This is a genomic window from Chryseobacterium sp. CFS2 (genome assembly GCF_036543225.1).
Lineage (GTDB): Bacteria > Bacteroidota > Bacteroidia > Flavobacteriales > Weeksellaceae > Chryseobacterium > Chryseobacterium culicis_A.
In genome coordinates, this window is record NZ_JAZHQU010000007.1 from 71,346 (window position 1) to 95,006 (window position 23,661).

14 protein-coding genes and 1 tRNA gene are annotated in these 23,661 nt (G+C 36.0%); 7 read left to right on the forward strand and 8 right to left on the reverse strand.

The features are described from left to right. Window positions 1–6 precede the first annotated feature (6 nt). Together ODR02_RS16685 and ODR02_RS16690 are read left to right on the forward strand one after the other, a co-directional pair. Window positions 7–207: a hypothetical protein gene (locus ODR02_RS16685; protein WP_209787232.1), complete on the forward strand. Its 201-nt coding sequence runs from the start codon at window positions 7–9 to the stop codon at window positions 205–207. A gap of 294 nt (window positions 208–501) precedes the next feature. After that, window positions 502–572 (forward strand) — tRNA-Gln (locus tag ODR02_RS16690). 356 nt (window positions 573–928) lie between these two features. Here ODR02_RS16690 and ODR02_RS16695 read toward each other — a convergent pair. From ODR02_RS16695 to ODR02_RS16725, 7 genes are all read right to left on the reverse strand, one after another. Next, window positions 929–1,264, reverse strand: coding sequence for a hypothetical protein (locus tag ODR02_RS16695; protein WP_209787167.1), 336 nt, complete (start codon window positions 1,262–1,264; stop codon window positions 929–931). Window positions 1,265–1,648: 384 nt separating this feature from the next. Beyond that, a complete protein-coding gene (locus ODR02_RS16700) occupies window positions 1,649–2,281 on the reverse strand; it encodes an HdeD family acid-resistance protein (protein ID WP_309512829.1) in 633 nt (210 codons plus the stop codon). Between the two features lie 235 nt (window positions 2,282–2,516). Beyond that, window positions 2,517–3,623: an agmatine deiminase family protein gene (locus tag ODR02_RS16705; protein WP_209787163.1), complete on the reverse strand. Its 1,107-nt coding sequence runs from the start codon at window positions 3,621–3,623 to the stop codon at window positions 2,517–2,519. A 342-nt stretch (window positions 3,624–3,965) separates the two neighbouring features. After that, window positions 3,966–5,384 carry an amino acid permease gene (locus ODR02_RS16710; RefSeq protein WP_209787161.1) on the reverse strand — a complete coding sequence of 473 codons (1,419 nt, stop codon included), beginning with the start codon at window positions 5,382–5,384 and terminating at the stop codon, window positions 3,966–3,968. 260 nt (window positions 5,385–5,644) lie between these two features. Beyond that, on the reverse strand, window positions 5,645–6,259 hold the full coding sequence (locus tag ODR02_RS16715; RefSeq protein ID WP_309512830.1) for a response regulator transcription factor: 615 nt from the start codon (window positions 6,257–6,259) through the stop codon (window positions 5,645–5,647). Next, complete coding sequence (locus ODR02_RS16720; RefSeq protein WP_309512831.1) at window positions 6,256–9,225, reverse strand: sensor histidine kinase; 2,970 nt, start codon at window positions 9,223–9,225, stop codon at window positions 6,256–6,258. Before ODR02_RS16720 ends, ODR02_RS16715 begins: the two co-directional genes overlap by 4 nt. Window positions 9,226–9,510: 285 nt before the next feature. Then, the gene (locus tag ODR02_RS16725) at window positions 9,511–9,804 is read right to left on the reverse strand and encodes a helix-turn-helix domain-containing protein (protein WP_105681498.1); all 294 of its coding nucleotides are present in this window, start codon (window positions 9,802–9,804) and stop codon (window positions 9,511–9,513) included. Window positions 9,805–9,987: 183 nt separating this feature from the next. Between ODR02_RS16725 and ccoN the strand changes: the two genes are divergently transcribed. The 5 genes from ccoN (at window position 9,988) to ODR02_RS16750 (ending at window position 21,793) form a co-directional block, all read left to right on the forward strand. Continuing rightward, the gene (ccoN, locus tag ODR02_RS16730; RefSeq protein WP_209787152.1) at window positions 9,988–12,267 is read left to right on the forward strand and encodes a cytochrome-c oxidase, cbb3-type subunit I; all 2,280 of its coding nucleotides are present in this window, start codon (window positions 9,988–9,990) and stop codon (window positions 12,265–12,267) included. A 19-nt stretch (window positions 12,268–12,286) separates the two neighbouring features. Further along, window positions 12,287–13,174 (forward strand): cbb3-type cytochrome c oxidase N-terminal domain-containing protein, encoded by an 888-nt coding sequence (locus ODR02_RS16735; protein WP_309512832.1) that lies wholly within the window; start codon window positions 12,287–12,289, stop codon window positions 13,172–13,174. Between the two features lie 291 nt (window positions 13,175–13,465). Further along, window positions 13,466–18,493 carry a translocation/assembly module TamB domain-containing protein gene (locus ODR02_RS16740; protein WP_309512833.1) on the forward strand — a complete coding sequence of 1,676 codons (5,028 nt, stop codon included), beginning with the start codon at window positions 13,466–13,468 and terminating at the stop codon, window positions 18,491–18,493. Continuing rightward, complete coding sequence (gene tamL, locus ODR02_RS16745) at window positions 18,493–20,820, forward strand: translocation and assembly module lipoprotein TamL (protein ID WP_309512834.1); 2,328 nt, start codon at window positions 18,493–18,495, stop codon at window positions 20,818–20,820. The genes ODR02_RS16740 and tamL overlap by 1 nt, the downstream gene beginning before the upstream one ends. A 1-nt stretch (window position 20,821) precedes the next feature. Beyond that, the gene (locus ODR02_RS16750; RefSeq protein WP_309512835.1) at window positions 20,822–21,793 is read left to right on the forward strand and encodes a YihY/virulence factor BrkB family protein; all 972 of its coding nucleotides are present in this window, start codon (window positions 20,822–20,824) and stop codon (window positions 21,791–21,793) included. A gap of 52 nt (window positions 21,794–21,845) precedes the next feature. Here the strand turns inward: ODR02_RS16750 and argS are convergent, their stop codons facing one another. Further along, window positions 21,846–23,606: an arginine--tRNA ligase gene (gene argS, locus ODR02_RS16755; protein WP_209787136.1), complete on the reverse strand. Its 1,761-nt coding sequence runs from the start codon at window positions 23,604–23,606 to the stop codon at window positions 21,846–21,848. Between the last annotated feature and the right edge of the window lie 55 nt (window positions 23,607–23,661).

Sequence of the window (23,661 nt, forward strand, 5' to 3'; positions counted from 1 at the left end):
TAAAATATGACACAGACAGACAATATAATTAAAGCGGATCCTGGGAAATGCTTTAAAAGAAAAACAGATGGAGTTGTTTTTGGCGATGAAATCTATTTGGGAACGACTTATTATCTTGATGGAATTAAGCTTCAAGAACCCATTCAGGAAACTCCTGATGATTTTGAAGAAATTGATATTGAGGTGAAAACAGAAGAAATTAATTAATATGCTCAAAATACGACCGAATATAATGATGAATCAGTTAGAATAATACTATAATTACAAATATGTTTTTATGATGTTAGCTTTGATAGAACTATAAGGTCTTCAACTATTTGGTTCGACATTTGTTCGCTTTTGACCACAAACCATCCTTTTCAAGGATGGTTTGTGTTTTTATCCATCCATCAATTGTTATGGGAGTAAAAATCTATTTTTTTAAGGTAAACAGCAGAAAATTGAAAGAAGATATTTGTAAATAAGAAAAAAATATATAAATTTGCATCACCAAAATAAAGCAGACCTATAGTGTAACGGTAGCACTCCGGTTTTTGGTACCGTCAGTCGGGGTTCGAATCCCTGTGGGTCTACAAACCATCCTTTTTTAAAGATGGTTTTTGTTTTTATTCTACATAGTAAATTTTATAATAATAAGAATTATTATAAATCAAACGCAAAATTTGGGGATTAAACCAAAACACCAACTAGTCAACACTCTTTCTTTCAACCATCTAAGCTAGATAGTACAGGAAAATATTCTTCTATTTTAATAATCAATCTTTCAAATTTAAATTACAAAAGTTGAAAATTCTATTTTTCATTGCTTACTTTCAGGCAAAAGAATCCTTTGATATGAAAAAAATAAAGTGAGATTACGAAAAAATAAGAGTGGAATTTCTTCCACTCTTATCTAATTGGATGATAATTATTAGAGCAAGTATTAAACTTACTTATAAGGCTTTCCTTTACAATACCAATCATGTCTGATAATAGTATCTTTTTTATGAATAACAAGTTCTAGATTTCCTGCTCTCTTAATTATTGTATCTCCCGCTTCCACTTCATTATAGTCGTCAATCCAATTATTATGTACCATAATATTTGATTTTTCATAGGTTATGGGATGATAGCCTGTAATTTTGATCCAGGAATTATCTATACTTGCTTCTCCGACAATCAAATTATACTCATCAGGGTAGAACGCTTTTTTCACATCATTGCAATCAGGTTCTCCACATGAAGACACCAAGATTAAAAAGCTAAAAAAGACAAATATTTTCATAGTTTAATCGAATTGAGGTTTAAGGTAAATATGTTTTTTAAACCAACTTTCATTTATTCTTGTTGTCTCAGTAGCAGCAACTCCTATATCATTACCTATCATTAAATTTATACTTCTAGTTGCTGTCCCATAGTTTACAGCACGTCTATTTTTAGAACTTCTATTCATTTCTCAACCTAGTAAGAATGATCCAGCCTCAAAACACTATTAGCAATGTTTAATATGAGTTTTATCATTTATAAATGCAAAGATATTCATACAAAACGACCGATCTTGTCGCAACAAAATCCAATTGATATAAGTATTCAAAATACTATTGAGGTACAAAAAAAGCATACAAAAAGACCTTTTGCAAGGCCTTTTATATTTAGATTTATTCGTTTATTATTTTTTAAGCTCATCAATCTCTTCCTGTATCGATTTGATTCTGTCTCTTAATTCCTGGCTTATTTTTCCCGGAATCTTTTTGACTTTCCTTAAATCCAGAGCGAGCATAATGGAAGCAATTCCCATGAAAATGAAAGAAACGCCTGTAAGGGTCACTAACGAAATTCCTGTAAACATCGGATTAAATATCAGCAACAGAGAAAAAATGATTCCTCCTACACTGGCCAGCGCTACATTTCCCCAACTCATAATTCTCATGCTTTTCAGATCGAAGGCAAATCCTAATAATTGAAAGGAGCGAAACAGCAAAGTAAATCCTATTACAAAAGGAAGTACTGTCATAGAAATCTGAGGGTTTGCAATAAGATAAACCCCTATTGCAGTTGTTAATAATCCACTTACAAGAAACCAGCCCCATCCCTGTAAGGATTTACTGTTTTGCAGGGAAAAAAATATTTCAGTAATTCCTGAAAATAAAAATGAAACACTGAAAAAAATAGAAAGTGTAACATACGTTGCAAGGGGTACACTGAATACATAAAAACCACAGATAAGGAAAAGAATTCCAAAGATTAATGGGATGTACCAATGTTTTACAGTGTTGGTAAGGGTTTGAAATAAATTGGCCATAGGTGTCTTTTTTGGTCCTGCCTACTTTTTTGTAACGGTTTTCGGCTTATCCGCAGGTATTTCAAACAGATTATAATTTTCACCTGAATTTGAAATATACCCTCTTACCAATTTACGAAAAATAACCGAGGAACCTTTCAGATTCCGTGAATTGTTTTTACAAAAATCAAATGAAGCAATTTATTCAATTAACTTCATCTGATCTACAAAAAATTAATTTCAATATTCTTTAAATTTATCTTACCAGATTTCCGGCAGGCTGCTGCTGGGTTACACAATGCACCATTCCTCCGTTTTCATATAGGTTTCTTACATCTATTCCTATTACTTTTCGATCCGGATATTGATCCTGAATAATCTTATTGGCAATTTTATCATTAGGATCTCCATAATTCGGAACTAATACAACAGTGTTGGCGACATAATAATTAACATAGGAGCCTTTTTCTTCCAATTGCTTTCCGTACGCTGTTTTCACTTTATTTTTAGTGGATGGTACGTAGACTTTTTTATATTCTTTTCCGTTGACATTGGTTGCTGTATAAAGGGTATTGACATCTTTTTCAGAAAGTCCCAGCTCAAGAAGATCATCATCTTTCATGGTAAGCATCGTATTATGGTTAATAAACTTCATAAATCCGTCAATATGCATATCGGTAACATCCAGGCCTGTCACTCCTTCCAGCCAGATTACTTTAGATACTCCATAATAAGTTTCAAACATTTCTTCTGCTTCCTTCTGAGTGATGTCTTTGTTTCTGACAGCTCCTTTTTTCTGACTGATAACAGAGCTTTTGCAAGCCATTAAAACACCATTTCCATCAGTTTCTACAGAACCTCCTTCGTTGACCATTTCTTCATTCAGGTTGATTACTTTTACTCCAAGGTCTGCCCCTATCTTTTGTGGAATTTCATCACAGTTTTCAAAATCAAATTTCTCACCCCATCCATTAAATCCCCAATCTTCAATAAAAACATTTCCTTTGTTGTCTTTTACGAAAATAGGTCCGTTATCTCTGATCCATACATCATCGGTAGGATAAACCTTAAAATCAACGTTTTTCATCGGAACTTCATTTTCTTCCAAAAGATGGATAATTCTGTTTTTTTCTTCATCATTATAGGTAATAATGTGAACTTTCTCGCCGGACTGAAGGGCTTTTGTCATATCTACCCATGTTTGCTCTACCCTTTTACGGTAAGTCATTCCATGTTGATAGTGATGCGGCCACTGCAGCCATGTTCCTTCATGTCGTGAAGATTCCTCTGGAAAATGATAGTCTGTCTGTGCCATACTTAGTATAAAACTCAATACAAAAGTGAGTGTGAATAATTTTTTCATATCATTAAAATTTCTTTTCAATTAATACCTCCAAATTAGTAATGGCCTGCGTAGAAATCCGTGACCAGGAAAAAAAAGCAAGAGGATGAGGAGAAATATATTTTTCATTCTATTTGTTTTTTAAGTTTTACACTGCAGCTTCATCATTGTGATGATTTACAGGTGCAAAATTACATCTCTCAAAAAACCAAATCTTGTCCTAAATTGACATTCTTTTCATACAGAGAAAATAAAAGACAGGTACTCATATTCTCTATCTAATTTACAGAAAATAAAACAAAAGAGGTGAAAACCGTATGATTTTCACCTCTTCCAAACCCATCTGAATGAGTTGTTATATTCTTATTTTGGTTTGTACAATTTATACATTACGAACAAAAAGCCAATCCATATCGGAATCAGGATCACCTGAATTTCCATTCCTGTGATACTCATCAGCCCAAGAATCAGAACCAAAAATGCAATACAGATATAGTTGGAAATCGGGTAAAATATAGATGGGAATTTTGATTGAACACCTTCTGCATTTATAGATTTTTTAAACTTCAAATGGGTGTAGCATATCATCAGCCAGTTGATAATCAATGTAGATACTACTAAAGCCATCAGGTATTCAAAAGCTTTTTCCGGTACTAATTTATTGATGATAATACAGATCCCGGCAAAACATGAAGAAATAATGATTGCATTAGTAGGAACGGAGTTTTTGTTCAGTTTTTTCAGGAATTTCGGAGCATTTCCCTGCTGGGCTAATCCGAAAAGCATTCTGCTGTTACTGTAAACACTACTGTTGTACACGGACAAAGCAGCTGTCAAAACAATCAGGTTAAGAACATTCGCAATTAATGTATTGAACTGTACAACCTTTCCAAAAAGACTGAATTCAAGCCCATTCAGATTTTGAAATACCATTACAAACGGACTGGATCCTTCTGTAATATCTCTCCACGGACTTAATGAAAATAAGATCACCAAAGCACCTACGTAGAAAATAAGAATTCTATAGATCACCTGGTTGGTAGCCTGTGGAATTGTTTTTTCCGGATTTTTTGCTTCTGCAGCAGTAATCCCGATAAGTTCAAGGCCTCCAAATGAGAACATGATCATCGCCATTGCCGCAAACAATCCTGAATATCCGTTTTCTGTTTTATTAAATAATCCTTTCGGGAAAAATCCGCCATCATTCCACAGATTGGTGATCGTAGCTTTTTCTCCTCCAGTACCACTGATTAAAAGGTATACTCCAAAGATAATCATCGCAATAATAGCGACTACTTTAATGATGGAAAACCAGAATTCAGTTTCTCCATAAACCTTTACAGAAGCCAGATTAAGGGCATTGATGACGATAAAAAAGAATAAACTGGAAACCCAAAGTGGTATTTCCGGCCACCAAAAGTGGATATAATGCCCGATTGCCGTGAGTTCGGCCATACTTACCAGAATATAGAGAATCCAGTAGTTCCATCCGGAAGCAAATCCAGGGAAATTTCCCCAATATTTGTAGGCAAAGTAGCTAAAACTTCCCGATACGGGTTCCTGAACGACCATTTCACCAAGCTGACGCATAATAAAAAAGGCGATAATTCCAGCCAAGGCATAGCCTAAGATTACGGATGGTCCTGCCAGTACTGCAGCAGGTCCGATTCCTAGAAATAACCCTGTTCCTATGGCACCTCCAAGGGCAATTAATTGTATGTGTCGGTTTGTTAATCCCCTAACTAAAGTCTCGTTTTGTCCTGTTTTATTTTCGTTGCTCATTGAATGAATTATTCGGTCGCTAAATATATAAAAACTTTTCAGAGAAATTCACATTCCATGGGGCAAATTGACAATTTGTAATTCACGGGACAAGAAAAAACCTTAACAATTTGCCAAGGCCTTTTCTGAGTATAAATATAAAATCGTTGATCTTTTTTATTGCAATTGGTTTTAAAATTCTTTTTCGTAGAAATGTCCAATAATTTGTAAAAAATTCTTTTCAGCGGTTTCATCTCTTTAACAAAAATAAAGAAGTTGTATTAATGAATTTCGCTGTAGATTTCCAGCAATTCAACAAGATTGGTGATCTTTAATTTTTGATAAACCCTTCTTTTATAAGTTCCTACAGTAGATTCTTCGATATCAAGAACATTGGCAATTTCAAGATTACCATTTCCTTTTGCCAGAAGATTAAAAACCTGCAGTTCTCTCTCTGATAAATTCTCAACGGCTTTTCGTTTTTTATTTCCTTTCAGCAATTCATTCAATATCTCCGGAGTGTAATACTGTCCATCTTTAAAGAGCGCCTCAACAGCTTTGACAAAATTTTCGGGATCACTTTGCTTATTCAAAAAACCGTTTGCTCCTTCTTCAATGTATTGCAACGCAATATTTTCTTTGTAGGATGTAAATATTAAGATGAGTGTGTCTTCAGCAATTACTTTGATCTCTTTCACCATTGATTTGAGAATACTTCCCGGAAGTTCAATATCAAGAATAACCAGATCATATTTTTCCGATTGTATTTTCTGTTTTACCTCATCATAGGTTTCTGCAAAATCGACCTCAAAATGGTTAAAATTTTTCTCCAGGATCATCGCGGTTCCAATTCTTACCACATGATGATCATCTGCAATGAGTATTTTTTTCGTCATATTTTAATAAAGATTTTAATGGTGGTTCCTTTCGGAGTATTTTTATGAAAAGTCATTTTGGAATTAATCTTCATGAGCAGCTGAACAACCATATGAAGACCTAACCCATAGTTTTTGAAAATCATATGTTCATCATTTTCCTTTTTCTTAAAGAGCCCAGAATAGTAAATTCTCTGTTCCTCAGACATTCCGTTCCCTGTATCTGAGATATTGATTTCCAAATGGGACGCTGCGGAAGCTGATGTAATGGTAATTTCTCCGTCTGAAGTATTTTTCACCGCATTATCTATGATATTGTGGAAAACTGCAAGGAGAATGTTTTTATTGAGCCGTGTTCTCAACTGGTGATCACAAAAGTTGTAGATAAATGTATTTTTCTGCGCTGCAATTTCTTCAAACAGTAATCTTTTGGTTTCAATCAGATCATAAATAGAGTATTCTTCATTGGCTGTATTTTCCTGCTTGTACAGTTCGGTGTATTCTTTAAGGCTTAAAGTAAATTTATACAGCTGTTCGGAAGTTTTGTAAATACTGTCAAAATATTTTTTCTGTGTCTTCAAGTCCTGAGACTGGTTGAGTTCCTGAGAAAGGAGGGCAATAAATTTCACAGGTGTGGTAATATCATGACTGATGCTTTCTACCAGTTTTTTTTGATAGTCGGACGCATTTTTAAGTTTGTTATTCGTTTCGAGAAGTTCTTTGTCTTTATGAACAAGGATATTTTTCAGCACTTTATTTTTCAGTCTTAAAAAATTGGTTCTGATCTGTACAATCACCAAAACAATGAAAATAATAATCCCAGCGATCAGTATTTTAAAGATAAGCGTCTGATAAAAATAGGGGTCTACTTCTACAGGGATGGTTTTATACATAAATTTCCCTGTTTCGGAAGACAGAAACCGAACGAGAAGATTGTAGGTTCCAGGATCTATATTGGCCAACCGGAATGTTTTATCACTTTTAATATTTATCCATGAGCTGTCTTCATTGTCAAGCTTAGCCTGTAAATAAATATTTTCCAAATCGGAATAGTAAGGAACATCAATATAGATTTCTGCATTTTTATAACCTCGTTCCAGAAAGAGTTTATCTTTCACCTCAATCATCTTTCCTTTTATCTTTGCTCTTTCCAGATGTATGTCTTCAAGCCGGGGATAATACGTTTTTACATTTTCAGGATTAAAAAATACGAATCCCTCCATGGAAGGAAATACAAACTGTCCATCTTTCAGAATGTGGGCACAGGGATTTGCACTTCCGTTGAATTCATTATTTAACAGTCCCTGTCTTTTGGTGTATCGGTAATAAGTGAGATCTCCTTTCGGATCATTTATATATTGTAAAAGTATATTTTTATTGATTTTAAACAATCCGTTATTGGACGGGATCCACAGATTGGAATTCTTATCTTCCAACAGATAATGAGCATTCGCCAGGAAATCATTTTTATCAGACGGAACCTTGACTGCCTTTTGATCTTTTAGTAAGTAAAGCCCTCTATTGTATGTGGTAAACCAGATATTTCCGTCTTTTGTCCTAATAATTTGTTTTACCGGAAGACCTTTTCCAATAAGCTTCACCACTTTATTCGCGGTAAGAGAATACACATATATTCCACCGCTGCTTCCCAGATAGAGAAAATTTTTATCATATCGGAGAACAGCATCTATATTATCTTTACAGGGAATGATTCTTTCAATTTCTTTAAAATGGTCTTTCTTAAACAGATAGAGATAAGACCCTTTTCCACTGACAAACGATGCCATATAAAGCGCTCCGCTTTTATACAAACCATCAAGTTCCTTATTTTTAAAAGAAATGGAATCATATTTTGTAAATCCGCTGTTCTTATATCTGATGTAAATGGAATTATTTTCCCTGTAAACCAGATTTCCGGCATTATCTTCCAAAATATACCGTTTATCATAAGATTGGGGAGCCGGATATAGTCTTTCTGATGTATTCTGATAGTACCTGATACCTTCTGATGTCAGGACAGAATTATTATCATAGCGTAATGCAGCATAGCAAACCTCATCCTGATAAGGTAAGTTCTTTCTGGAAACTGAAAAATCGGATAAGCTTAGGATTTTAAGCCCGTTAATAGAGCTCCCGATGTATAACTTCCGGGCCGCTTCATCGTAAAACATAGCACCGGAAATATCTTTATTAATATCCTTATATTCCAGCAAATAAGTAAGCTTCAACTTTCCATCTGAAAATTCACTTCTGTATATTTTACCATGACTGATCATGAACACCTGTCCGGTAATCTGCTGCCAGTAAATTTTAGTTTCCGCATCCGTATAAACAGATGGTGCGTTGATATAAGAATATTTCCCCTGATAGAGCTGAAGAATTTTTTTATTCTCAGCATCAGCAACAAAAACGTAATCTCCATGAACAAACAATCGGTTCAATCTGCTTTGTGAAAATGCCAGATCAATTTCCGTACGCTTCTTATTTTTCTTTTCAATATAAATAATTCCATTCTTTTCAAAATAATAAGAACCTTTATTTAAATGGATGAAAAACGAATCTACAATCGAAACATACCGTACCGTGAAATTATTTTTAAAAATCTGTTTGTATATTTTATTGTTTGTTTTATTTCTGAAATTGGATACCAGTCGGGAAGATATAATATGGGGGCTTCTATGGGAAATCATCAGAACATCTTTTTCAGAAGCATTAAAAACAGCAATACTGTCTTTTTGAATGTTTCCGGAGAAATCACCAAAACTTAAATTTTTAAGTTTAAAATTTTTGTACTCAACGAAATTACTTCCATCGTACCGTACAATTCTGCCTTCCATAGACAGCCATATAAAACCATACTTATCTTTTACAATGTCCTTGATGCTGTTTTGAGGCAAACCATTGTCCATGTTGTACCAATGGGTAGTATAGCTTTGCCCGTTGACACTTAAAAAAAACAAAAGTGAAATAAAGTAAAGAAGCTTCATTCAATAGGGCAGCGTTATATTTAAGACAAATATATTATAGAAAATCAAATCTATTGTAAATATTTATCCACAATTATGTGAATTTTTCTCTACATAATTATTTATGAATAACATATCCATTATAATAAATTTGAAAACACTAAACACTTGTCCCTGTCAATGCCTCATTAGGCATGGTGCTAGAAACACAGTCTTTTTTGTCCGAAAAAAACATGATCTCCTTCTGTCCGGGGAGATCATTGTTTTATGAGCGTTAAAATGTAATATAAAGGGAAAGGGTAAAGCTTATAACAATTCTTTCGGAATAGAAATATTATTCTTTTTCATGTACTCCAGAAGATTTTGATATTTATCTTCATAGGCATCATTACCACACTTATGCGAAATACTACAGATATCCGATGGCTTGATGTCTAAAATATCAGATATTTTAGTCAGTATCTCCAGGTTGATCTTCACTTTGGAATTCTCAATATCGGAATATGCTTTTTGGGATATGCCCATTTCAAAAGCCATATATTCCTGCGTAAGATCTTTGCTCCTACGTATTTTCCTGATATTTTGTCCACATACTTTCATCGTTTTTGTTTTAGTAGTTTTCGGTATATTTTAGAAGATTAGCTATTAGTCTCTAACAAAGTTAATAAATACCTTTGGCAAAACATTACACACGTTACATGATATTTATTTTCAATATAGAAAAGGCCTAAAAATAAGGTTTTTTCAGAGAAAATATCACTTCGGTAAACACTATTGGAATTTATGGAGACGCAAAAATTTAATTATGACAATAATATTGTCAGAGCATTCCTCTATGCGACTATCGCATTCGGACTTGTAGGATTTCTGCTGGGGCTTACAGCTGCACTGATGCTTTTTTATCCTGAATTACCTGAATTTTTATTCGGTACGGATGATACAACTATTAAAAGCTTAGCTTCGGGTAATATTCAAGGACTGATCAACACTCAGGGAGCCATGGGCTTCGGAAGAATCAGAATGCTTCATACCAGTGCGGTAATTTTTGCTTTCGTATGTAACTCCTTTTTCTGTGGTGCTTATTACAGTATGCAAAGGCTTCTTAAAACCAGAATGTACAGTGACACGCTTTCATGGCTTCACTTCTGGTCTTGGCAGTTTATGATTGTAAGTGTAGTGATTACATTCCTTATGGGAATCAATACTTCTAAAGAATATGCTGAACATGAATGGCCAATTGATATCTTAATTGCTTTCTCCTGGATCATTTTCGGAATCAATATGTTCGGAACTATTGCCAAAAGAAGAGTGAGACATTTATATGTTGCTATATGGTTCTATCTTGCAACCTGGATCGCTGTAGCAATGCTTCACATCTTCAATAATCTGGAAGTTCCGTTATCTTTCACAAGCTGGAAATCTTATTCTGTATATGCAGGTGTAAAAGATGCATTAGTACAATGGTGGTATGGGCACAATGCAGTAGCATTCGTATTAACCACCCCTGTATTGGGTCTGATGTATTACTTTATGCCAAAAGCAGCTCAACGACCGGTATTCTCATACAAATTATCCATCATTCACTTCTGGTCGCTGATCTTCGTATACCTTTGGGCCGGGCCTCACCACCTGCAATATACAGCTTTACCGGCATGGGCTCAGGCTGTGGGAACAGGATTCTCCATCATGCTGATTGCTCCATCATGGGGAGGAATGCTGAACGGTCTTCTTACCTTGAGAGGAGCCTGGGATAAAGTAAGAGAAAATCCTATTCTAAAATTCTTTGTTGTGGCAATTACCTGCTATGGTATGGCTACTTTCGAAGGACCTTTATTAGCAACAAAATCATTAAATAAAATTGGTCACTATACCGACTGGGTTATTGGTCACGTACACTTAGGAGCTCTTGGATGGAATGGTTTCATGGCATTCGGAGTGGTATATTACCTGGTTCCTATTATGTGGAGAACACCTCTTTGGTCTAAAAAATTAGCCAACTGGCACTTCTGGCTGGGAACATTAGGAATTATCTTCTATGCTGTTCCGATGTATATTGCGGGATTCACACAGGGATTGATGTGGAAACAATTCAACCCGGACGGAACCTTGTTATGGAAAAACTGGCTGGACACTGTTACAGCAATCATTCCTTACTTTAAAATGAGATTCTTAGGAGGTGTATTTTATCTTTCAGGAGCTATTTTAATGGTGGTCAATGTTATCAAAACAATTAAAGCTGGTTCATTCCAGAAAGAAGTTCCTGCGGAAGCTCCTGCATTAGCCAATATCGGAAGTTCGAGAAAAGAAGGCGAGGGAGTGCACTTATGGTTGGAAAGAACTCCTACTCTCCTTTCTGTATTAGCTTTCATCACTGTAGCAATCGGTGGATTGGTGGAAATTGTCCCGACCTTATCCCTTAAACAAAGTGTTCCCAACATTACAGCAGTAAAACCTTATACTCCATTGGAACTGGAAGGTAGAGATCTGTATATCCGCGAAGGCTGTAATGCTTGCCACTCTCAGATGATAAGACCTTTCCGTGATGAAGTAGTAAGATTTGAAGGAAAAAACGGACAGTATTCCAAAGCAGGAGAATTCGTATATGACAGACCATTCTTATGGGGATCTAAAAGAACAGGACCGGATTTACACAGAGAAGGAGGAAGAAACCCGGATTCATGGCACTTCAAACATATGTATAACCCAAGAATTACTTCTGCCGGTTCCATCATGCCACGTTTCCCATGGTTAATCACCAATAAACTGGACAAAACAGAAATGGTAGACAAAATGAAGCTGATGAAAAATGTCTTTGATGTTCCTTATACAAAAGCACAGATTGATTCTGCCAACCAATGGGCGGATAACCAGTCAAAAGCAATTGTACAGAGAATTTACGCTGAAGCAACAGATGTAAAAGATCAGATGGTAAAAGAAAAAACAGCAAAAGGATCTGCCTATGTACCGCTTGAACAAAGAGAAATTGTAGCTATGATTGCTTACCTGCAAAGATTAGGTACAGACATTAAAACAACCCAGGTACAAACCGCAAGCGTAGAGTAACATTTAAAATTGAATTGCAATGAAAACGAGAACCCCAATTTCAATATATATCGCCACAACGATAGGTTTAACGATCATGGCCTTTGAAATGTTCGCCGGAGATTCAGGATATTTTTCTTCTCCTTTTTTCTGGGCGCTGATATTAATCGCCGTTATCCTTCTGCTGATTATGAATTCTATTGGAGATCTGGTGGAAAATGAAAATTTCAACAGATTATCTGAAGAAGAGAAAAAACAATACCTGGAAGAGAAAAAAGTTCCGTATTACCAGAAATTATGGAACTCTGCCTTCAAAAAACAAACCGCTACGGAAGAAAAAGATATCCTTATCGACCATGGTTTTGACGGAATTACAGAGCTTGACAATTCTCTTCCGAAATGGTGGATAGGTCTGTTCTGGTTCGGATGTATCTTCTGTGCCGTATATCTTTTTGCCTTTTCTTTTACAGATTATGCCCATCCGGATGTAGAATATACCAAAGAAACAAAAACGATGTTAGCTTCCATTGAAGAGTATGAAAAAACCGCACCTCAGATTAATCTGGAATCGGCAAAATACAGTGCTGATAATATCGCAGAAGGACAGGAACTTTTCAAAACGAATTGTGTTACCTGCCATGGAGACGGTGGAAAAGGAGGCATAGGACCTAACCTTACCGATACCCACTGGATCAATATTAAAGAAAAAAGTTTATTTAAAAATGTTTTCTGGATGCTTGAAAACGGCTCTCCTAACAATCCTACCATGAGACCTTTCATCAAAGAAGGAACCATTACCGGAAGAGATGCTGAAAAAATTGCCGCTTATATTTACCATATCAACCAGGAAACTGCTCCCATCACAACGGCACAAGGTGGTGCCGCTCCTCAGGGAGAAGAAGTGAAATGGGAAAACGGAAACAATTAAAATTATTATCTATCATATAAACCATGCCACGCCCCCATCACAACTACTAACATTTGAATTTTCATTTTTGCTAACTAACCTTTTCAACATTAAAAAAATGATAAAAAGGGGGCGTTTTTTAAAATAACAATCACTGCCTTGACCCGTCTTACTCAACTATTCACTTGACAACTACAAACTAGAAATTCCATAAAAAGACAGCCAAGGCAGGATTTTTGCATTCGCAAAAGGGTACCACAACAAGGACCAAATAAAATAGTATTATTATCTTTGTTAGAAACCACTTCGCATTTGAAACTGAAAATCAACACTACAAAACTTTTAAGGCGTATTGCAATAACCATTATTTCAATATTGGTTCTTCTTACCCTGTTGATACTAAGCTTAAGACTTCCTGCCGTCCAAAACTTTATCAAAGACAAGCTCATTGTTTATCTGGAGAAAAAAATAAAAACTCCGGTAAGCCTTGAAAGAGTTTACATCGGATTTCCCAACAGCCTTGTCATGGAAAATCTCTACCTCAAAGGACAAGATGTAGATACGCTTCTTGCAGTAAAGAAACTGGATGTAGGGTTACACATGCTGAAACTCCTTAATTCTACAGCAGATATCACTTCAGTCAATATGGAAGGTGCCCGTGCTCATGTGGTACGGAAACCGGATGGCAAATTCAATTTTGATTATATTATTGATGCATTTGCGTCCAGTGATAAAGAAGAAAGCCCTTCCAAACCCTTTATTATTTCTCTTGATAAAATCAATTTAAAAGATATTGGAGTAACCTTCAACGACCAACAGTCGAAGAATGACATCAAACTCTATTTTAAGTCGTTTGATACCAGAGTCAAAACTTTTGATCTCAGCAAAAACAAATATGCAGTCAATGACATCAATCTTGACGGATTAAAATTAAAGTTAAAACAGGGACTTGTAGAAGAAGTTGCTCAAAAAGTTGAGAAAAAAGTAGATTCCCTCAATGAAAAGAAACCGATGAATATTGGATTGAGAGGCATTAAACTTACTCATTTCGATATTGATTACGGTGATGAAAATACCAAAACATTCGCAAAAGTTATATTTAAAGAACTGAGCACAAAGGTTAATAAACTTGATCTGGAAAACAATGCCTACCATGTAGCCAATGTATTTCTTTCCGGAGCAGACATCAATGCCAATCTCTATCTTCCCGCTCAGAATGCCAATCCGAAAAAAACACAGGAACCTGAGGTTTCCAAAGCTTCCGATCAGGATAAAGCCATGAAACTTCTCTTAGGGAAACTTGTTTTGAATGATGTAAAGGCAACTTATAACAATACTGCTATTGCTCCAACTAAACAAGGTATGGACTTCAATCATCTTAATTTTTCAAAAATGAATGTTGAGGTAAGAAGCTTCAAAATGGAGAATAATACTTTTGCAGGAACTGTAAATTCTGCAGAAATCAAAGAAAACAGAGGCCTGGATATCCAAAAATTCAATACGGATTTCGTGTATGCAGAAAAGGAAGCTTATCTCAAAGACCTTTATCTTCAAACCCCAAAAACAGTATTGCGTGATGAGGTTATTTTAAACTATAACTCCATTGATCAGCTTAGCTCAAATTTAGGTGCTGTAAAGATTTCAGCCAATATCAAAGATTCAAAAATAGGATTCTCTGATATTCTGAACCTGGTTCCCACTTTAAGAAATACAGTTCCATTCAACAAATATCCAAACGCTGTTCTCAATGTAAATGCTAATGTAAAAGGAAGCGTCAATGATCTTTTAATCCATGATCTTAAAGTTTCCGGGCTTGATCAGCTGAGGGTAATGGCATCCGGGAAAATCAAAAATGCGATGAATCCTGATCAGTTGTATTATGATCTGAGAATCGGAGAATTTTCTTCCAGTGCCAAAACGATATTCAATCTTGTCCCTAAAAATACGATTCCTTCCAATATTTCGCTTCCTTCCCATTTCAGCATTAAAGGAAATGCAAAAGGTACAACCAAAGTGGTGAATACAGATCTGAACCTCTACTCTACTTTGGGAAATGCAGCCATCATCGCGCAGGTAGACATGCGTAGAAAGAATCACGAACTCTATGATGTAAAAGCAAATCTTCAGGGAATACAGGTAGGAAAAATTATTCAGAATAAAGATATTGGTCCAATCACCGCGCAAATTGCGGCAAAAGGTGAAAGTTTTGATTTTAAAAATGCCAAAGCGGATTTAAAGGGGTATGTTGCTTCTGCCGTTTACAAAGGATACCGTTATCAAAACATGAACCTTACCGGAAAGATCAACAAAGGAGCATATCATGTGATTTTAGATTCCAAAGATCCGAATGCCAGTTTACAGCTGACTGCTTCCGGAGTGTATGATGAAAAAAATCCTACGGTAAAAGTGAATGGAGAAGTCATCAAACTGGATGTCAACAAACTTGGTTTCTATGAAAAACCGATGATCATTGCCGGAAAAATTGATGGAGATTTTACAAGCTTAGATCCCAATAACCTGAACGGATACTTAAACCTTAAAGATTTTGCATTCTCGGATACGAAAGAAGTGTATCCCGTACAGGAAGTCAATCTGAAAGCTTCATCTACTCAGGATTCTACCCAGATTGTTTTTAACTCTCAGGTGGCAGATGTTGAACTGAAAGGTAAATATAAGCTTACCCAGATCTTTGGTGCTTTAACCCAAACGATCAATCAATATTATCAATTCCAGAAGCCGGATAAAAGCCAGAAAATTGATCCGGGGCAGCATTTTACCTTTACCGCCAAAGTAAAAAATGATGATCTGATCAGAAAATTTGTTCCGGAATTAAAAGATTTTGAAACCATCAATCTGACAGGAAACTACGATGCAGATTCTCAGAAAATTGAAATTGACGGGCAGATTCCAAGATTATTATATGGTGAAAATACCATTGAAAAAGGAGCCTTGAAAGTCACCAATGAAAATCAGGCATTGCAGTACAGCCTTAATGTTGCCGCATTAAAAAGCTCGAGCTTTTCTTTAAATAAAATTACTATTGACGGTGATGTTGCTGACAATACCATTCGTTACAATGTTACGACAAAAGATGAAAAAGATGCAACCCAATTCCTGATTGCCGGAAATGCAAAATCATTGAATGACATTACCGAAATATCTCTGAACCCGAACGGACTTAAACTTAATTATACGGATTGGAATGTTGCAGAAAATAACAAAATCCAGATCAGTGATAAAGGAATTCTGGCTGATAATTTTATTCTATCCAATGGAAACAGTGAAATCGCTGTTCAGTCGGAAAGCAGAAGCCCAAGCAGTCCTTTGAATATTTCGTTGAAAGATTTCAAGATTGAAACCATTACGGAACTCATTAAAAAAGATACGGTTCTGGCAAGAGGAACCATCAACGGGACAGCACAGCTTCGTGATGTGACTAAAAATATGACCTTCACTTCGGACCTTAATATTTCAGACTTAATCGTCTATGGAAGCCCTGTCGGAAATCTTGCGGTAAAAGTAAACAATGCTTCACCGAAGATTTTAAATGCAGATATTGCCCTTTCCGGAAATAATAATGATGTAAAAATCCTGGGTGATTACAATACTTCTTCCAGCACTTTTGATCTGAATATGGCGATCAATCAGCTTCAGATGAAGAGTATTCAAGGGTTTTCCATGAATGCAATTACCAATACGGAAGGTTATCTCTCAGGAAATTTAAAGATCACCGGAACTACTGCTCAACCTAATATTTTAGGAAAAGTAAAATTCAATGATGCCGGATTGGAAATTGCCAAAACCGGAAGTGATTTCAGACACCTGAGTGATGAAATAGATTTTACAAGCCAGGGAATCGAATTTGATAAATTTAAAATCAAAGATAAAGACGGAAATGCTCTTGTAGTAGACGGACAGGTCCTGACTCAGACCTACAGAGATTTCGCCTTTAACCTGAATGTGAATGCTAAAGACTTTAAAGTAGTCAATTCAGAAAAATCCAATGATGCAATGATGTATGGTGTTCTTGCTATTGATGCCGGACTTCATATCCGCGGAAACCTTGATCTTCCAAAAGTAGATGGAAGACTAAGCGTGGCAGACAATACGGATTTCACTTTTGTTCTTCCTCAATCCAGCCCTACTTTACAGGAAAGAGATGGTATTGTAGAATTTGTGGATCAGGATCAGGTGGTTTTAAACAAAACAATCAAAGCAGATTCTCTTAATGCGCAAAGCCGTATCAAAGGGATGGATGTGAGTGTTAATATTGAAGTCAGCAAAGAAGCAAAACTGTCACTGATCATTGATAAAGCCAATGGTGATTTTGTACAGCTCCAGGGTGAAGCAGAATTAACCGGAGGAATAGATCCGTCAGGAAAAACCACATTGGTAGGAGTATATGAAGTGGAAAAAGGAAGTTATGATCTTTCTGTGAGTTTCCTGAAACGTAAATTTGACATCCAGAAAGGCAGTACCATCACATGGACCGGTGAACCTACAACGGCTCAAATGGATATTACGGCCGTTTATAAAACAGAAGCTCCGCCTATTGACCTTGTAGAACAGCAGATCAGTGGAGAAAGTGCTTCAACATTGAACCAGTTTAAGCAGAGAGTTCCTTTCAATGCTTTATTAAAAATGAAAGGGGAATTATTGAAACCTCAGCTTTCTTTTGATATCACTACAGACGAAAAAAATAATTCTGTATCTACGAATGTGAAAGATGTTGTAGATCAAAAGCTTGCCCAGATCAGAACTCAGGAATCTGAGCTGAATAAGCAGGTGTTTGCCTTACTTCTTCTGAACCGTTTTATCGGAGAAAATCCATTTGAAAGCGGTGCAGGAATGTCTGCAGAAACCATGGCGAGACAGAGTGTGAGTAAAATTCTTTCTCAGCAGCTGAACAATCTTGCCGCAGGTCTGATCAAAGGAGTAGATCTTAATTTTGGTCTTGATTCTTCAGAAGATTATTCCAGCGGAGAAAAAAATACGCGAACTGACCTGAATGTAGATATCAGTAAAAAATTATTGAATGACCGACTGAAAGTAACGGTAGGAAGTAATTTCGGACTGGAAGGTCAAGCCCGTCAGAATGAAAATATGACCAATATTGCGGGTAATGTTTCCGTAGATTACAGCCTTTCTAAAGATGGAAGGTATATGTTACGAGCTTACCGTAAAGATGAGTATCAGGTGGCTCTTCAGGGGCAGATCATAGAAACCGGAGTCGGATTCATTATTACATTGGATTATGACAAATTCCGCGAGATTTTCCAGAAATCTAAAGAGAAGAAGCCTAAAAAAAATCTAAATAACCAAGTGGTAGAATTTAAATAATGAGTAATAAGTTCCATATATATTGTAAGTATCTGTTGGTTTCCGGAATGGCATCCACTGTGGTCTCGTGCAGCAATACCAGGTTTTTGAAAGAAGGCCAGATGCTTTACACGGGAGCCAAAGTAAAGATTGAGAATGATACGATTTCCAAAAAAGAAAAAAAAGATCTTCAGGCTGCTTTGGAAGCCAATCTTACTCCAAAGCCCAATTCTACGTTTTTAGGACTGCGCCCAAAGCTGTATTTCTATAATATAGCCAAGGAACCTAAAAAGGATAAGGGTTTTAATTACTGGCTAAAATATAAAGTGGGTGAAAAGCCTGTATTATTGGGTGATGTAGACCGTGAGTTCAATAAAGATATTATTGAGAATTATTCTGAAAACAAAGGGTATTTCAATGCTAAAGCTTCTTATGATACGGTTTCAAAGAATAAAAAGGCTCAGGTTATTTATACGGTAAGACCAGGTTCCAGATATCTGATTGACGGCGTAAAATTCCAGAAAGATTCTACACTGGTTAATCAGGAAATTCAAAGCCTTACTGATAAAACGCTTCTTAAAAACGGAAGACCATTTGATCTGGATGTTATCAAAGCTGAAAGAGACAGAATTGACAATAGATTAAAAGAAAGAGGTTTTTATTATTTCCATCCTGATAATATTATTGTTCAGGCAGACAGTACGGTGAGCAAAAATCATAAGGTGGAACTTAATGTAAAACTGAAAGACAATACACCTGATTTAGCCACACAGCAGTTTAGCATTGATAATGTTATTGTATTTCCCAATTACAACATTCAGGACGTAAAAGATGGTAAATACAGTATACCGATGGACAAAGATTCTCTTTCCAAATATCGTTTCGACGACATTTACGTTATTGATCCTCAGCATAAATTCAAACCGAAAATTTTTGACAGAGCATTATATTTCAAAAAAGGAGATCTTTACAACCGCTCTAATCATAATCTTACCCTGAACCGATTAATCAGTCTGGGTGTATTCAAATTTGTAAAGAATGAGTTCATTGTATCTGACTCTTTAAGCCATAAATTTGATGCGTATTATCTATTGACCCCTAGACAAGTCCAGTCGCTGCGCCTGGAAGCATTAGGAAGAACGAACTCTGGCAACTACGCAGGTAGTGAGCTGAACCTTAACTGGACTCACAGAAACTTTTTCCGTGGTGCCGAGCAATTCAAAGCCGCCATCTACGGAGCATTTGATTTCCAGATGGGAGGTGCCCAAAATGCCAATAATATTTTCCGTGCCGGAACAAACGTACAACTTTCTATCCCGAGAATTGTAGCGCCATTCCGTTTTCACTCGTCCAGTGAATTTGTTCCAAGAACAAATATTACATTGGGATATGAATTCCAAAACAGAACACAATATTACACGCTTAATAATTTCACCGGATCATTCGGATATGTTTGGAAAGAAAATGCAAGAAAGGAACATGATCTGAAAGTGATTGATATTACATTGGTTTCTCCTGCCAATGTTACGGAAGAATATGAATCTATCTCTGCAAAAAATCCTGCCATGAAAAGAGTTGTAGCCAAACAACTTATTTTCGGTCCTACCTATTCTTATACCTACACCAATACGATGCTGCCAAGAACCAATACCTTTTACTACAAAGGAACACTTGATCTGGCAGGAAATATTACAGGTCTGGTTACCGGAGCTGATGTAAAAAAAGACAAAGAGAAGAAAATATTTGGGATTCCTTTCAGCCAGTATGTAAAGATTGAAAATGATTTCAGGTTCTATCATAAGTTTACTGAAAAATCTTCACTGGCAACGAGATTTATCGGAGGAATCGCTTATCCTTACGGAAATTCAGAATTTATTCCTTTCTCTAAACAGTTTTTCTCAGGAGGGAGTAACAGTATCAGAGCATTCCGTGCAAGAACATTAGGGCCGGGAAGTTTTGACCCGAGAACGATAGATCCGAGTATTTACTTTGATCAGTCCGGAGATATCAAACTGGAATTAAATGCTGAATACAGAGCCAATCTTTATAAATTTTTAAATGCTGCCGTTTTTGTAGATGCCGGAAATATCTGGCTGCTTCACGACGACAAAGACAGACCGGGAGCTAAATTTTCAAAAGATTTTTTAAATGAAATTGCGGTGGGAGCCGGAGTAGGTCTGAGACTGGATTTTTCTATCCTGATTCTAAGACTTGATCTTGCCATGCCATTGAGAGTTCCTTACTATCAGAAAGGAGACAGATGGACCTTCGACAAAATCAACTTCGGAGACTCAAGCTGGAGAAAAGATAACCTTGTTTTTAATATTGCCATCGGATATCCTTTTTAATATGATCAAAAATCTTAAATTTTTCTGGGAAGTTCTTAAAGATACATTTACTGAATGGAACAATTCTACTGCATCAAAAGATTCAGCAAGTCTTGCCTATTATGCTATCTTTTCTATTCCGGGATTATTGATTATTATTATCTGGGTCCTTGGAAACTTCTTTGGTGAAGAAGCCATCCGCGGGCAGATCAGTACACAGATCAGCGGTATCATGGGACCGGATGTAGCGAAAAGCATTGAAGGCATGCTGGCAGGTGCTCTTATTGATAAAAAGAATATTTTTATGAAAGCGGTAGGAGTCGGATCATTGGTTTTTGGTTCTACTACACTCTTTTTTCAACTTCAGCATTCTTTAAATATACTTTGGGAAGTAGAAGCTGCTCCAAAGAAAGCGTTGCTTAAATTTTTACTGGACAGAGCGAATTCTTTAGGGATGATTCTTATTCTGGGATTTCTTCTGATGATCACCATGATTTTATCTTCTCTGATCAGTCTGTTTAATACGATTATCACCCAATATTTTGGTTTTGAAACGTATATGCTGGTAGAAACCGTAAATTTCGCTGTAGGCTTTGGACTTGTCATGCTCTTATTTGCTTTAATGTTTAAAGTTTTGCCGGATGTTTTGGTCAGCTGGAAACCGGTATGGAAAGGAGCTTTTCTCACTACGGTTTTATTTACGCTAGGGAAATTTTTATTAAGTCTTTATTTTAACCAGGTAAAACCTACCTCAGCCTTTGGCGCTGCCGGAACAGTGATTCTGATTATGATGTGGATCAATTATTCCTGCATGCTGATATTCTTTGGCGCAGAATTTACCAAAGTTTATACTTACAAAAAAGGATATAAAGTTATTCTTTCCAAACATGCACGGTGGACTCCAGCCAAACTGTATGCTGATAGTTTGAAACAGATGAAAGATAATCAAGAAGAGACCAAAAGTCCAGAAACTTCGGAATCAAAACAATCTTAGTATTAAATAGCTCTATAATAAAGCCTCCTGAAATTCAGGAGGCTTTCTATTTTTACATTCTGTTTACCGTTCCGATTCCCAGCAACTCTAACGATTTTTTGATCGTCTTTGCTGTGATATCTGAAATATTTAAGCGGAATTGTTTTACGTTTTCATCTTCCTGATTCAGAATTGGATTATTCTGATAGAAAGAGTTATATGCCTTAACAAGATCGTAAACGTAGTTGGCAACCAAAGCCGGGCTTAATGTTTCCGCTGATTTAGCGACTACAGTTTTAAAGTTGGCCAACTGCATAATCAATTCTTTTTCGGATTGATTCAATTCAATATCTGCAGTCTCTGTTTGTAAAGCACCCGCTTTAGACAATAACGACTGAATACGTGCATAGGTATATTGAATAAACGGACCTGTATTTCCATTAAAATCAATACTTTCTGCAGGATTGAAAAGCATTTTTTTCTTAGGATCTACTTTAAGCATGAAATATTTCAATGCTCCCAATCCTACTGTTTCATAAGATGCTTCTTTATCTTCTTCTGAAAGAGTTTCCAATTTTCCTAACTCCTGAGCTTTAGATTTTGCCGTTTCATACATCTCCTGCATCAGATCATCTGCGTCTACTACAGTTCCTTCACGGGATTTCATTTTACCTTCAGGTAGTTCTACCATTCCATAAGAAAGGTGGAACAACTGATCAGCCCATTCATACCCTAATTTTTTCAGGATTTTAAATAAAACCTGGAAGTGGTAATCCTGTTCGTTTCCTACTGTATAGATCAGCTTTTGGATATTATTTTGCTTGAAACGCTCCACGGCTGTTCCAAGATCCTGTGTCATATAAACTGATGTACCGTCTGAACGAAGCAATAGCTTCTGATCAAGTCCCTCATCGGTAAGGTCGCACCAAACAGAACCATCTTCTTTCTGATACAAAACTCCTTTATCTAATCCCGCCTGAATGAGATCTTTTCCTAAAATGTACGTGTTGCTTTCATATTGAACCTGATCAAAATCAACTCCTAATCTTTTATAGGTTTCATTGAATCCTTTGTAAACCCATGAATTCATCTCTGCCCAAAGTGCTCTTACAGTTTCTTCACCATTTTCCCAATCCAAAAGCATTTTCTGAGCTTCTTTCATTACCGGAGCATCTTTTTTCGCCTGCTCCTCTCCTACACCTTGGTTTACAAGATCTGCAATTTCTTTTTTGTAGTTTTTGTCAAATTCTACATAGTAGTTTCCTACAAATTTGTCTCCTTTTGTATTGGTTGTTTCAGGAGTTGCTCCGTTTCCGAATTTTTCCCAGGCCAACATAGATTTACAGATATGAATTCCTCTGTCATTGATGATCTGAGTTTTAATCACATCATATCCTGCTTCTTTTAAAATCTGAGCTACTGAAAATCCTAATAAGTTATTTCTGATATGCCCTAAGTGCAATGGTTTATTAGTATTCGGTGAAGAATATTCCACCATCACTGTAGCATTTTTCTTTTCTATAGTAGAGAAGTTATTAGTTACTGATCTGAAGTTGTCTACAAACAATTGGTTTTTAACTTTAACATTCAGGAAACCTTTTACCACATTAAAGCTTTCAAAAATTTCCGTCTGCTCTGTCAAAGCTTCACCTAATTCAACCCCGATGCTTTCAGGATTTTTTTTCAATTGTTTTACCAACGGAAAAGTGACAATGGTAAAATCACCCTCAAATTCCGTTTTATTTTCCTGAACTTCCAGCTTGATGTCTTTTAACTGATATACGTTTAAAATGACCTCCGAAAGTTTTTCTTCGATAATATATTTAATATTCATGTTTCTAAATTCTCTTTTTAATGCTTATCGCCGAAACATTTTACCGTGTGTTTCT

What these genes read in the sequence shown, in the direction of transcription:
- ODR02_RS16685 (WP_209787232.1), top strand. Translation starts at nt 7, where the DNA reads ATGACACAGACAGACAATATAATTAAAGCGGATCCTGGGAAATGCTTT.
- ODR02_RS16720 (WP_309512831.1), bottom strand. Translation starts at nt 9,225, where the DNA reads ATGAAGCTTCTTTACTTTATTTCACTTTTGTTTTTTTTAAGTGTCAAC.
- ODR02_RS16695 (WP_209787167.1), bottom strand. Translation starts at nt 1,264, where the DNA reads ATGAAAATATTTGTCTTTTTTAGCTTTTTAATCTTGGTGTCTTCATGT.
- ODR02_RS16700 (WP_309512829.1), bottom strand. Translation starts at nt 2,281, where the DNA reads ATGGCCAATTTATTTCAAACCCTTACCAACACTGTAAAACATTGGTAC.
- ccoN (WP_209787152.1), top strand. Translation starts at nt 9,988, where the DNA reads ATGGAGACGCAAAAATTTAATTATGACAATAATATTGTCAGAGCATTC.
- ODR02_RS16725 (WP_105681498.1), bottom strand. Translation starts at nt 9,804, where the DNA reads ATGAAAGTATGTGGACAAAATATCAGGAAAATACGTAGGAGCAAAGAT.
- ODR02_RS16715 (WP_309512830.1), bottom strand. Translation starts at nt 6,259, where the DNA reads ATGACGAAAAAAATACTCATTGCAGATGATCATCATGTGGTAAGAATT.
- ODR02_RS16705 (WP_209787163.1), bottom strand. Translation starts at nt 3,623, where the DNA reads ATGAAAAAATTATTCACACTCACTTTTGTATTGAGTTTTATACTAAGT.
- ODR02_RS16735 (WP_309512832.1), top strand. Translation starts at nt 12,287, where the DNA reads ATGAAAACGAGAACCCCAATTTCAATATATATCGCCACAACGATAGGT.
- tamL (WP_309512834.1), top strand. Translation starts at nt 18,493, where the DNA reads ATGAGTAATAAGTTCCATATATATTGTAAGTATCTGTTGGTTTCCGGA.
- ODR02_RS16710 (WP_209787161.1), bottom strand. Translation starts at nt 5,384, where the DNA reads ATGAGCAACGAAAATAAAACAGGACAAAACGAGACTTTAGTTAGGGGA.
- ODR02_RS16750 (WP_309512835.1), top strand. Translation starts at nt 20,822, where the DNA reads ATGATCAAAAATCTTAAATTTTTCTGGGAAGTTCTTAAAGATACATTT.
- argS (WP_209787136.1), bottom strand. Translation starts at nt 23,606, where the DNA reads ATGAATATTAAATATATTATCGAAGAAAAACTTTCGGAGGTCATTTTA.